Here is a 13,780-nt window from a genome sequence, read left to right as displayed (position 1 = left end):
TTGATTAGTAGGAAAAAATGGAAACGTATACAAAGTCGACATTACTCATTATCCGATTCGGATAAGCTTATCATCATTTAGGAGAATACAAATGAAATTTAAAAAACTAGCTTGTACAGTACTTGCGGGTGCTGCGGTTCTATCTCTTGCTGCTTGTGGCAAATCAGATGCTAACAAAGATGCTGCTAACTCTGGTAGTGACAGTGGAAAAACTGAAATCACTTGGTGGGCATTCCCAGTCTTTACTCAAGAAAAAACTGGCGATGGTGTAGGAACTTATGAAAAATCTATCATCGAAGCTTTCGAAAAAGCAAATCCAGATGTTAAAGTTAAACTAGAAACAATCGACTTCAAATCTGGTCCAGAAAAAATTACAACAGCAATCGAAGCAGGAACTGCGCCAGACGTTCTCTTTGACGCACCAGGACGTATCATCCAATACGGTAAAAATGGTAAATTGGCTGAGTTGAACGACCTCTTTACAGATGAATTTGTTAAAGATGTCAACAACGAAAATATCATCCAAGCAAGTAAAGCTGGTGATAAAGCTTACATGTATCCAATCAGTTCGGCACCATTCTACATGGCTATGAACAAGAAAATGTTGGAAGATGCAGGAGTTGCAAACCTTGTAAAAGAAGGTTGGACAACTGATGACTTTGAAAAAGTTTTGAAAGCGCTTAAAGATAAAGGGTATACACCAGGTTCATTGTTCAGTTCAGGTCAAGGGGGAGACCAAGGAACACGTGCCTTCATCGCTAACCTTTATGGCGGATCTGTAACTGATAAAGAAGTAACTAAATATACAACTGACGATCCTAAATTCGTTAAAGGTCTTGAAAAAGCATCAAGCTGGATCAAAGATGGTTTGTTGAACAACGGTTCACAATTTGACGGTGGAGCAGACATCCAAAACTTTGCAAACGGTCAAACTTCTTACACAATCCTTTGGGCACCAGCTCAAAATGGTATCCAAGCTAAACTTTTGGAATCAAGTAAAGTTGAAGTGGTAGAAGTACCATTCCCATCTGATTCAGGTAAACCAGCTCTTGAATACCTTGTAAACGGATTTGCAGTATTTAACAACAAAGACGAAAAGAAAGTCGCAGCAGCTAAGAAATTCATCCAATTCATCGCAGATGACAAAGAATGGGGTCCTAAAGACGTAGTTCGTACAGGTGCATTCCCAGTTCGTACTTCATTTGGAAAACTTTATGATGACAAACGTATGGAAACAATCGGTAGTTGGACTCAATACTACTCACCATACTACAACACAATCGACGGATTTGCTGAAATGAGAACACTTTGGTTCCCAATGTTGCAAGCTGTATCAAATGGTGACGAACAACCTGCTGCAGCTTTGAAAGCATTCACTGAAAAAGCGAACGAAACAATCAAAAAAGCAGCTAAATAATAAGCCCTAAATAAAAACTGAAATCCCCCCTTTTCCCTGAGCACATCTGTGTATGAAAAGGGGGGCTTTTGTTTGAAATAGAAGCAACTGACAGGTCAAAATTAAAATGAAGTTTTTACATTGACGAATCTTAGAAAAATTTCATTTTGATTTTAGATCAGGGTCAGATAACAGTCAAAAAAACAAAACTATGTGAAAGTGAGGTGCCGACTGTGAAAATCAATAAAATTCGCATGCGGGAAACTATTATTTCCTACGCATTCCTAGCACCAGTATTAATCTTCTTTACCGTCTTCGTTTTAGCTCCAATGATCATGGGCTTCATCACTAGTTTCTTCAACTATTCGATGACTAGCTTTGAGTTTGTGGGCTTGGACAACTACATCCGTATGTTTAAAGACCCTGTCTTTACAAAATCTTTGATTAATACCGTAATCTTGGTTATTGGGTCTGTACCAGTCGTTGTACTCTTCTCGCTCTTTGTAGCATCACAAACTTACCAACAAAATGCCATCGCTAGATCTTTCTACCGTTTCGTCTTCTTCCTTCCTGTAGTAACAGGTAGTGTTGCTGTAACAGTAGTATGGAAATGGATCTACGATCCACTATCAGGTATTTTGAACTTCGTGCTTAAGTCAAGCCACATCATCAGCCAAAACATTTCTTGGTTGGGAGATAAAAACTGGGCTTTGATGGCGATTATGATTATCCTTTTGACAACATCAGTTGGTCAACCAATCATTCTCTACATCGCTGCAATGGGTAATATTGATAATTCACTTGTAGAAGCAGCTCGTGTTGACGGTGCGACTGAATTTCAAGTATTCTGGAAGATTAAATGGCCAAGCCTTCTTCCAACAACACTTTATATCGCAATCATTACAACCATCAACTCATTCCAATGTTTCGCCTTGATTCAATTGTTGACATCTGGTGGTCCAAACTACTCAACAAGTACACTTATGTACTACCTCTACGAAAAAGCCTTCCAATTGACTGAATATGGCTATGCCAATACTATTGGTGTATTCTTGGCAGTTATGATTGCCCTTGTCAGCTTCGCTCAATTCAAGATCCTCGGAAACGATGTAGAATACTAAGGAAAGGAGACAGCTATGCAACCTACACAACAAAAGAAACCATTAACAGCCTTTACTGTTATTTCAACAATCATTTTGCTCTTGTTGACTGTACTGTTTATCTTCCCATTCTACTGGATCTTGACAGGTGCATTCAAATCACAACCAGATACCATTATGATTCCACCACAATGGTTCCCTAAAGCTCCAACAATGGAGAACTTCCAACAATTGATGGTGCAAAACCCAGCCTTGCAATGGATGTGGAATTCAGTCTTCATTTCTTTAGTAACGATGTTCTTGGTTTGTGCAACCTCTTCACTAGCAGGTTATGTATTGGCTAAGAAACGTTTCTATGGTCAACGCATTCTATTTGCAATCTTTATCGCTGCCATGGCTCTTCCAAAACAAGTTGTCCTTGTACCATTGGTACGTATCGTCAACTTCATGGGAATCCATGACACTCTTTGGGCAGTTATCTTGCCTTTAATCGGATGGCCATTCGGGGTCTTCCTCATGAAACAGTTCAGTGAAAACATTCCTACAGAATTGCTCGAATCTGCTAAAATCGATGGATGCGGTGAGATTCGTACTTTCTGGAGCGTAGCCTTCCCTATTGTGAAGCCAGGATTTGCAGCTCTTGCAATCTTTACCTTCATCAATACTTGGAATGACTACTTCATGCAATTGGTAATGTTGACTTCACGTCAAAACTTGACCATCTCGCTCGGTGTTGCGACTATGCAGGCCGAGATGGCAACCAACTATGGTTTGATCATGGCAGGGGCTGCCCTTGCAGCTGTGCCAATCGTAACAGTCTTCCTTGTCTTCCAAAAATCCTTCACTCAAGGGATTACTATGGGAGCTGTCAAAGGATAGTACTCTGCGAAAATTGAATATAGTACAAATTGTTTATCAGTATGCAGCAGTATAGTTGATAGACTAAGAGAATACAGGATATATAAGTGTCTACAAAATGGAGAGGAGTTGCTTACTTCATGAAGTTTTGTTAGACACTTATAAACTTACTGGCTAGACATCTTATGTCTGAAGGTAACAATCAGGTAAAGGAAATTACTATGATTTTTGATGATTTAAAAAACATTAGCTTTTACAAAGGAATTCATCCTAATCTAGATAAGGCTATTGATTATCTCTATGAGCATCGTAAAGATAGTTTTGAATTAGGCAAATACGAGATTGATGGAGATAAGGTTTTCTTGGTTGTACAGGAAAATGTTCTCAACAAAGAAGAAAATGATCGCTTTGAGCATCATAAAAACTATGCAGATTTGCATTTGTTAGTTGAAGGACATGAGTACTCTAGCTATGGTTCTCGCGTTAAAGATGAGGCTGTAGCCTTTGATGAAGCCAGTGATATTGGCTTTGTCCATTGTCATGAACAATACCCACTCTTGTTGGGTTATCACAATTTTGCAGTCTTTTTCCCAGGTGAACCTCATCAGCCTAATGGCTATGCAGGTATGGAAGATAAAGTTCGCAAATACTTATTTAAAATTTTAATCGATTAGTCAAGTTAGGAGGAGCAAACAATGGCACATAAAGGATCTGGATTGATAAAAGCGGCATTTGATACGGATAACTTTCTGATGCGTTTTTGTGAGAAAGTGTTAGATATCGTGACGGTTAACCTACTCTTTGTTGTATCTTGTTTGCCTATTGTGACGATCGGAGTAGCGAAGATCAGTCTCTATCAGACAATCTTCGAAGTTAAGGGTAGTCGTCGTGTTCCTGTTTTTAAAACTTATATGAGAGCCTTTAAGCAAAATTTGAAATTAGGCCTCCAGTTAGGTTTGTTGGAATTAGGGATTTTTCTGATTAGTGTGGTTGACTTATCACTATTCTGGGGGCAAACCAGCCTAGGCTTCCAGCTAATTAAGGCCATTTGCTTGGGAATTCTGATATTTTTAACCCTAGTTATGTTGGCTAGCTATCCAATTGCTGCACGCTATGACTTAACTTGGAAAGAAGTTCTTCAAAAGGGCTTGCTCTTGGTAAGCTTTAACTTCGTGTGGTTCTTCTTGATGCTTGCGATTATTTTATTAATCATGATGCTTCTCTATCTATCAGGCTTTACTCTAGTACTTGGTGGTTCAGCATTTCTACTTTTTGGCTTTGGCCTTCTTGCTTTTTGCCAAGCTGGATTAATGGAAAAATTGTTTGCTAAATATCAAGCAGATTGAAAATGATATGAAACTACTTTCAAACATGAAAAGCTACGAGAGATGAATAGAAATTAAAATCTAAGTGGCTAAGATGTATTGAAAGCGCTTTTCACAAGGTGTATACTAAAATAGTAAAAAATCATCTGCCCAGAGCAGAAAATAAGAAATCTTAGGAGAAATCTATGTCAGATTTAAAAAAATATGAAGGCGTCATTCCTGCCTTCTACGCATGTTATGATGATGCGGGCGAAGTAAGCCCAGAACGTACTCGTGCTTTGGTGCAATACTTTATTGATAAAGGTGTTCAAGGACTTTATGTCAATGGTTCTTCAGGTGAATGTATCTACCAAAGCGTAGAAGACCGCAAATTGATCTTGGAAGAAGTCATGGCAGTTGCTAAAGGTAAATTGACCATCATTGCTCACGTGGCTTGCAACAATACTAAAGACAGTATCGAACTTGCTCGTCATGCAGAGAGCTTGGGAGTAGATGCTATCGCAACAATCCCACCAATTTACTTCCGTTTGCCTGAGTACTCAGTAGCCAAATACTGGAACGACATCAGTGCAGCAGCACCAAACACAGACTATGTTATCTATAACATTCCTCAATTGGCAGGTGTTGCTTTGACTCCAAGTCTTTACACAGAAATGTTGAAGAACCCACGTGTTATCGGTGTTAAAAACTCTTCAATGCCAGTTCAAGATATCCAAACTTTTGTTAGTCTTGGTGGTGATGATCATATCGTCTTTAACGGTCCAGATGAACAATTCCTAGGCGGACGTCTCATGGGAGCAAAAGCTGGTATCGGTGGCACTTATGGTGCTATGCCAGAACTCTTCTTGAAACTCAACCAATTGATTGCAGACAAAGACCTAGAAACAGCGCGTGAATTGCAATACGCAATCAACGCTATCATTGGTAAATTGACTGCAGCACATGGAAACATGTACGGTGTTATCAAAGAAGTCTTAAAAATCAATGAAGGACTTAATATCGGATCAGTTCGTTCTCCACTTACACCAGTGACCGAAGAAGATCGTCCAGTTGTAGAAGCAGCTGCTCAATTGATTCGTGAAACTAAGGAGCGTTTCCTCTAATCAATAGGAGGCTTTATGACTAATTACGTTGCAATTGATATTGGTGGAACTAATATCAAATATGGTTTGATTGACCAAGATGGACAACTTGTAGAGTCTCACGAAGTAGCAACCGAGGCTCATAAGGGCGGTCCACACATCTTACAGAAAACAAAAGATATCGTAGCTAGCTATCTAGAAAAAGGTCCAGTGGCAGGTGTGGCTATTTCCTCAGCGGGAATGGTTGATCCTGATAAGGGTGAGATTTTCTATGCAGGTCCACAGATCCCGAATTATGCTGGGACTCAATTTAAAAAAGAAATTGAAGAAAGTTTCCAAGTTCCTTGTGAAATTGAAAATGATGTCAACTGTGCAGGGCTAGCAGAAGCTGTTTCTGGATCTGGAAAAGGTGCAGGAATAACGCTTTGTTTGACAATCGGAACAGGTATCGGCGGTTGCTTAATCATTGACGGCCAGATTTTCCATGGATTTAGTAATTCTGCCTGTGAAGTTGGCTATATGCATATGCAAGATGGGGCTTTCCAAGATTTAGCTTCTACAACTGCCTTGGTTGAGTATGTCGCTAAGGCTCATGGTGAAGAAGTAGCCCATTGGAATGGTCGTAGAATTTTCAAAGAAGCTACAGAAGGCAATAAACTCTGTATGGAGGGAATTGACCGCATGGTAGACTATCTTGGGAAGGGTCTTGCTAACATTTGTTATGTTGCCAATCCAGAGGTTGTTATACTAGGTGGTGGTATTATGGGGCAGGAAGCGATTTTGAAACCGAAAATTCGTACAGCTCTGAAAGATGCGCTTGTTCCAAGTTTAGCGGAAAAAACAAGATTAGAGTTTGCGCGTCATCAAAATACTGCGGGTATGCTTGGAGCTTACTATCACTTCAAAACAAAACAATCCTAAGTTGGCCTTGCCAATTTAGGATTTTTTAGTGATAAACAGTAAAATGATCATTTAGTAAAAATCTAGTTAAAGCTTTGAAAGCCCTTGCATTTTTTAATATAACATAGTATATTTATAATAATGCGAAAACTTTAGAAAAATTCTTGCTAATGGAAGCATTATTTTATTTTTTGAAAATGTAAGCGATTTCTACAACCTTATATTTACTCAAAATAAATAGCTCAGAGAAAGAATTTTAAGCTAGAGAATCAAACAAAAAATGTCGCCAGCTAAAGCTGGGCTTGGGCAGTAGCTGACTGCTCTAGAATAGTAGGAGTATTTGATGAAACAATATTTTTTAGAAAAAGGTAGAATATTTAGTATTCGTAAACTGACTGTTGGTGTTGCTTCTGTCGCAGTTGGTCTTGCTTTTTTTGCATCTGGTAATGTTGCGGCTAGTGAACTTGTGACAGAACCAAAACTTGAAGTAGATAGTCAAGCAAAAGAAGTAGCAGATGTAGATCATGAAAAAGAAGAAGCAGTCAAAGAAGAAGTAACTGAAAAAACAGAATCTGCTGTCGAGAAGGTGGCAGAGGAAGGAAAAACTGCTGAAGTGGCTAGTGATTTACTCCCTGAAGAAATCCCTGATCGTGCTTATCCTGATACACCAGTGAAAAAAGTGGATACTGCAGCTATTGTTTCAGAGAAAGAAAGCCCACAAGTAGAGACTAAGAGCATTTTGAAACCTACAGAAGCAGCTCCATCTGAAGCTGGAAAAGAAAATAGAGCCATTATCAATGGCGGACAAGACCTTAAGCATATCAATTATGACGGTCAACCAGCTACATCTGCTACTATGGTTTATTCAATCTTTAGCTCACCTTTGGCCAATGGCGGTAGTCAGCGATACCTTAACTCAGGTTCAGGTATCTTTGTTGCTCCAAATGTCATCTTGACAGTGGCCCACAACTTCTTGGTCAAGGATGCAGATACTAATGCGGGTTCTATCCGTGGTGGTGATACGGCTAAGTTCTATTACAATGTAGGTTCAAATACTGCTAAGAATAATTCTTTGCCAAGCTCAGGAAATACTGTTTTGTTCAAGGAAAAGGATATTCATTTCTGGAATAAAGAAAAATTCGGTGAAGGCTATAAGAATGACCTAGCCTTGGTTGTAGCTCCAGTTCCACTTTCAATTGCAAGTCCAAATAAGGCAGCTACCTTTACTCCTTTAGCAGAACATCGAGAATACAAAGCTGGAGAACCTGTTAGCACCATCGGTTACCCTACAGATTCAACTTCTCCAGAATTGAAGGAACCAATTGTTCCAGGTCAATTGTATAAGGCTGACGGTGTTGTCAAAGGTTCTGAAAAGTATGATGATAAGGGAACAGTTGGTGTCACTTATCGTTTGACTTCTGTATCAGGTCTTTCAGGTGGTGGGATTATCAACGGTGAAGGTAAGGTCATTGGGATCCACCAACGTGGAACTGTCGATAATGCAAACATTGCTGAAAAAGATCGCTTTGGAGGAGGGCTTGTCCTCTCACCAGAACAATTAGCATGGGTCAAAGAAATCATTGACAAATACGGTGTTAAAGGTTGGTATCAAGGAGATAACGGCAATCGTTATTACTTCACTCCAGAGGGAGAAATGCTTCGAAATAAGACAGCTGTAATCGGTGAAAACAAATATTCCTTCGATGAAAGTGGTGTAGCGACTCTCCTTGAAGGTGTTGATTATGGACGAGTTGTTGTCGAACACCTAGACCAAAATGATAATCCAGTCAAAGAAAACGATACTTTTGTTGAAAAGACGGAAGTTGGAACTCAGTTCGACTATAACTATAAAACAGAAATTGAGAAGACTGATTTCTACAAGAAGAATAAAGACAAATATGAGATTGTATCGATTGACGGTAAAACTGTCAACAAGCAACTAAAAGACGCTTGGGAAGATGATTATAGCGTTGTGAGCAAGGCTCCTGCAGGAACTCGTGTTATCAAGGTTGTTTATAAGGTCAATAAAGGTTCCTTTGACGTTCATTATCGTTTGAAAGGTACCGACCAAGAATTAGCAGCTGCGACTGTGGATAATAACGATGGTAAAGAATATGAAGTTTCCTTTGTTCATAGATTCCAAGCCAAAGACATTGCAGGCTATCGTGCAGTCAATGCAAGCCAAGAAGCAACAATCCAACATAAAGGAGTGAACCAAGTTATTTTTGAATACGAAAAAATTGAAGATCCAAAACCAGTAACACCAGTCACTCCAGCAGTTGATCCAAAAGACGAAGAAACAGAAATTGCTGCTTATGGTCCACTTCCAAGCAAGGCTCAATTGGACTACCATAAAGAAGAATTGGCTGCCTTCATCCACTATGGTATGAATACCTACACTAACTCTGAGTGGGGTAACGGTAGAGAAAATCCTCAAAACTTTAATCCAACAAACCTTGATACAGACCAGTGGATTAAGACTTTGAAGGATGCTGGGTTCAAACGAACAATCATGGTTGTCAAACACCACGACGGTTTTGTGATTTATCCATCTAAATACACAGACCATACGGTAGCTGCAAGTCCATGGAAAGACGGTAAAGGTGACCTTCTCGAAGAAATCTCTAAATCAGCAACGAAATATGACATGAATATGGGTGTTTACCTATCACCATGGGACGCCAATAACCCTAAATATCATGTTTCAACTGAAAAAGAGTACAACGAATACTATCTCAACCAGCTCAAGGAAATCCTTGGAAATCCTAAATACGGTAACAATGGTAAATTCATCGAAGTTTGGATGGACGGTGCGCGTGGTAGTGGAGCTCAAAAAGTAACCTATACCTTTGATGAGTGGTTCAAGTACATCAAGGAAGCTGAAGGAGATATCGCTATCTTCTCTGCTCAACCAACAAGTGTCCGTTGGATCGGTAATGAACGTGGTATAGCTGGAGATCCAGTTTGGCATAAGGTTAAGAAAGCTAAGATCACTGACGATGTGAAGAATGAATATCTCAATCATGGAGACCCAGAAGGAGATATGTACTCTGTCGGTGAAGCAGACGTTTCTATCCGTTCAGGTTGGTTCTACCATGACAATCAACAACCAAAATCAATCAAAGATTTGATGGATATCTACTTCAAATCTGTTGGTCGTGGAACGCCACTTCTCCTCAACATTCCACCAAATAAAGAAGGTAAATTCGCAGATGCAGATGTGGCTCGCTTGAAAGAATTCCGAGCAACCTTGGATCAAATGTATGCGACTGACTTCGCCAAGGGAGCAACTGTCACTGCAAGCTCTACCCGTAAGAATCACTTGTATCAAGCAAGCAACTTAACAGATGGTAAGGATGATACTAGTTGGGCATTGTCAAATGATGCCAAGACAGGTGAATTCACTGTGGATCTCGGTCAAAAGAGACGCTTTGACGTAGTTGAACTCAAAGAAGATATTGCTAAAGGTCAACGTATCTCTGGATTTAAGGTTGAAGTTGAGCTCAATGGTCGCTGGGTTCCATATGGAGAAGGTTCGACTGTTGGTTATCGTCGTCTCGTCCAAGGTCAACCTGTGGAAGCACAAAAGATTCGTGTGACTATCACGAATTCACAAGCAACTCCTATTTTGACAAACTTTTCTGTTTATAAGACACCAAGTAGCATCGAAAAAACAGATGGCTATCCTCTAGGCTTGGATTACCATTCAAATACAACAGCTGATAAAGCAAATACAACCTGGTATGACGAATCCGAAGGCGTTCGTGGAACATCCATGTGGACCAATCAAAAAGATGCTAGCGTAACCTACCGTTTCAATGGAACTAAGGCTTATGTCGTATCTACAGTGGATCCAAATCACGGTGAAATGTCAGTTTATGTGGATGGTCAAAAGGTTGCAGACGTACAAACTAATAATGCGGCTCGTAAACGTAGCCAGATGGTTTATGAGACAGATGACTTGGCTCCAGGTGAACACACCATCAAACTCGTCAACAAAACTGGCAAAGCTATTGCAACTGAAGGTATTTACACGCTCAATAATGCTGGTAAAGGTATGTTTGAGTTGAAAGAAACTACCTATGAAGTTCAAAAAGGCCAACCAGTTACTGTAACTATTAAACGTGTTGGTGGTAGCAAAGGAGCTGCAACAGTCCATGTCGTGACTGAACCAGGAACAGGGGTTCACGGTAAGGTTTACAAGGATACAACAGCTGATTTGACCTTCCAAGAAGGGGAAACAGAAAAGACTTTGACAATTCCAACAATTGACTTTACGGAGCAAGCTGACTCTATCTTTGACTTCAAAGTGAAAATGACGAGTGCTTCAGATGAAGCTTTGCTTGGCTTTGCTTCAGAAGCAACGATTCGAGTGATGAAAGCTGAATTGCTTCAAAAAGATCAAGTCAGTCATGATGATCAGGCTAGTCAACTTGACTATAGCCCAGGTTGGCACCATGAAACCAATTCATCAGGTAAATACCAAAACACTGAGTCTTGGGCGTCATTTGGTCGTTTAACGGAAGAGCAGAAGAAAAATGCTAGCGTAACAGCCTACTTCTACGGTACAGGTTTAGAAATTAAAGGTTTTGTAGACCCAGGTCATGGTATCTACAAGGTGACGTTAGACGGTAGAAGAGTCGAGTATCAAGATGGTCTAGGTAATGCGTCTGAATACAACGGTAAGAAGTACTTCAGTGGTACAGCTGCCACACGTCAAGGCGATCAGACTCTCGTTCGTCTAACAGGACTCGAAGAAGGTTGGCATGCTGTAACCTTGCAATTGGATCCAAAACGTAATGATACTACGAGAAACATTGGTATCCAAGTTGACCAGTTTATCACTCATGGCGAAGGTAGCGCTCTTTATACCAAAGAAGAGTTGATCCAAGCTATGAAGAATTGGAAGGATGAGTTGGTTAAATTTGACCAAACAAGCTTGAAGAACACTCCAGAGGCACGTCAAGCCTTCAAGTCAAACTTGGATAAATTATCAGAGCAACTTTCAGCAAGTGATGCTAAACCACAGGAAGTTCTGAAAACAGCTGCAGCCTTACAAACGATCCTTGATAAGGAAGAGAACTATGGTGTCGAAGAAACACCAGCCCAACCAGAAGAGCCTAAGATTGACTACGACAAGGCTATGGCAAGTTTGGCAGAGGCTATTCAAAACAAGACCAAGGAACTAGGTGATGATAAGGAAGCTAAGAAGAAACTAGTTGAGTTGTCAGAACAAGCTCTTGTATCTATCCAAGAAGCTAAGACTCAAGATGCAGTAGATAAAGCTTTGCAAGCAGCTCTAACTTCTATCAACCAGCTTCAAGCGACTCCGAAAGAGGATCCGAAACCAGAGGAACCAGTCCAACCAGAAGAGCCTAAGATTGACTACGACAAGGCAATGGCAAGCTTGGCAGAGGCTATTCAAAACAAGACCAAGGAACTAGGTGATGATAAGGAAGCTAAGAAGAAACTAGTTGAGTTGTCAGAACAAGCTCTTGTATCTATCCAAGAAGCTAAGACTCAAGATGCAGTAGATAAAGCTTTGCAAGCAGCTCTAACTTCTATCAACCAACTTCAAGCGACTCCGAAAGAGGAAGTAAAACATTCAAATCTTCCGACTGAAGGAGATAAGGTCTTAGTTCAAACGCAACCAAGCCTTGAAGTAACGACAGAATCAATCGCCTTTAATACTGTTCGTCGTGAGAATGCCTTCTTAGCCAAAGGCAAGGAACAAGTTGTTTCAGAGGGCAAAGCAGGTCAAGTAACGACTTATATAGAAGTAGATGGAGACACACATAAGACAGTTAAGGTTGAACGTGAAGAAGCTCAAGATCGTGTCATCGAAGTTGGTACTTTTGAAGGAACATCTGTGCCAGGTGATGGCGTTAAAGAATTGAGCTTTAGTCAGCCAAGCCTTGAAGTTGTTGAAGAAGCTCTCGGATTTAAGACCGTGAAGCAAGATGATCCAACACTTCCAGAAGGTGAAACTCGAGTAGCTCAGGCTGGTCGTAAAGGTAAAGAACGCGTCAGCATAGAAGTAGCATTGGATGGAAGTCGTACTGAAAAACTTCGCGAAGTTGTGGAAGCACCGCGAGATGAGATTATGCTAGTCGGAACTAAGAAAGTTGAATCAGGTAAAACAGATCCAGCGATCCATGAAGTAGCAGAGTTCACAGGTGGAGTAAATGGTTCAGAAGTGGCTAGTCATGAACTTCCAGAGTTTACTGGTGGTGTCAATGGAGCAGAAGCGGCTATCCATGATGTTCCAGAGTTTACTGGTAATGTCAATGGAACAGAAGCAGCTAGTCATGAACTTCCAGAATTTACTGGTGGTATCAATGGAGCAGAAGCAGCTGTCCATGAGGTACCAGAGTTTACTGGTAATGTCAATGGAGCAGAAGTAGCTATCCATGATGTTCCAGAATTTACTGGTGGAGTAAATGGTTCAGAAGCAGCTGTTCAAGCAGAAGCCCCAGAGTTCACAGGTGGTGTCAATGGAGCAGAGGCAACTGTACATGAGCTCCCAGAATACAAGGATGATCAGTCACATGTAGCTCAGGCTATGTCACAAGAAAAGACTTATCAAGCATCTGCAAATCGTCAAGACATTCTCCCTGAAACAGGCGCAAAAGAAACTGCTACCCTTGCAAGCTTGGGAGCTGTAGGAGCACTTCTTGGCTTAGCTGCAATGGGAAAGAAAAAAGAAGACGAATAGAATCTGTCAAACTCAAGAAACACTTTTGAGAAAGTATAGATTTCGTGGGAAGTTATTGCAGAATAGTAGCATTGTTTAAAGAAACTGCTGTAATAACTGTCCAAAATTTAGAGATTGAAACCAATAACTGATCTCAATTATAAAAAGCGAGCAAAACGAGTTTTCTGAGAGTCAGAATTCCGTCTTGTTCGCTTTTTTATATCAAGAATTAGGTGTAGAATTCTATGTGCATAAGTCATTAGTTATAGGACTTGAGCAAACTAATACTCAATGAAAATCAGGCTCTTTGTCAACTGTAGTGGGTTGAAGAAAATCTAAGATCGAGAAAGGACGGATTTCGTCCTTTCTTTTTTGATGTTGAGAGCGATAAAAATCCGTTTTTTGAAGTTTTCAAAGTTCCGAAA

8 protein-coding genes are annotated in these 13,780 nt (G+C 40.3%); all 8 read left to right on the top strand.

All coding sequences use genetic code 11. The annotated features are described in order from the left end of the window. Positions 1-91 precede the first annotated feature (91 nt). Positions 92-1,417: an ABC transporter substrate-binding protein gene (locus QM374_RS06155; RefSeq protein WP_414311183.1), complete on the top strand. Its 1,326-nt coding sequence runs from the start codon at positions 92-94 to the stop codon at positions 1,415-1,417. A gap of 233 nt (positions 1,418-1,650) precedes the next feature. Next, positions 1,651-2,517, top strand: a complete 867-nt coding sequence (locus QM374_RS06150) for a carbohydrate ABC transporter permease (RefSeq protein WP_075227343.1) — start codon at positions 1,651-1,653, stop codon at positions 2,515-2,517. A gap of 15 nt (positions 2,518-2,532) precedes the next feature. After that, complete coding sequence (locus tag QM374_RS06145; RefSeq protein ID WP_001183246.1) at positions 2,533-3,375, top strand: carbohydrate ABC transporter permease; 843 nt, start codon at positions 2,533-2,535, stop codon at positions 3,373-3,375. 200 nt (positions 3,376-3,575) lie between these two features. Then, on the top strand, positions 3,576-4,028 hold the full coding sequence (locus QM374_RS06140; protein ID WP_371561377.1) for a YhcH/YjgK/YiaL family protein: 453 nt from the start codon (positions 3,576-3,578) through the stop codon (positions 4,026-4,028). A 21-nt stretch (positions 4,029-4,049) separates the two neighbouring features. After that, a complete protein-coding gene (locus tag QM374_RS06135; RefSeq protein WP_371561363.1) occupies positions 4,050-4,700 on the top strand; it encodes a DUF624 domain-containing protein in 651 nt (216 codons plus the stop codon). Positions 4,701-4,864: 164 nt separating this feature from the next. Beyond that, positions 4,865-5,782 (top strand): dihydrodipicolinate synthase family protein, encoded by a 918-nt coding sequence (locus QM374_RS06130; RefSeq protein WP_016466210.1) that lies wholly within the window; start codon positions 4,865-4,867, stop codon positions 5,780-5,782. A gap of 15 nt (positions 5,783-5,797) precedes the next feature. Next, positions 5,798-6,682 (top strand): ROK family protein, encoded by an 885-nt coding sequence (locus QM374_RS06125; protein ID WP_045762682.1) that lies wholly within the window; start codon positions 5,798-5,800, stop codon positions 6,680-6,682. 322 nt (positions 6,683-7,004) lie between these two features. Beyond that, complete coding sequence (locus QM374_RS06120; protein WP_414311182.1) at positions 7,005-13,376, top strand: SIALI-17 repeat-containing surface protein; 6,372 nt, start codon at positions 7,005-7,007, stop codon at positions 13,374-13,376. The last annotated feature ends 404 nt before the right edge of the window (positions 13,377-13,780 follow it).

This window comes from Streptococcus infantis, from assembly GCF_047465525.1.
Taxonomy (GTDB): Bacteria; Bacillota; Bacilli; order Lactobacillales; family Streptococcaceae; genus Streptococcus; species Streptococcus infantis_R.
The sequence above is the reverse complement of the archived record's forward strand: the minus strand, read 5'-3'. Positions and strand labels throughout refer to the sequence as shown.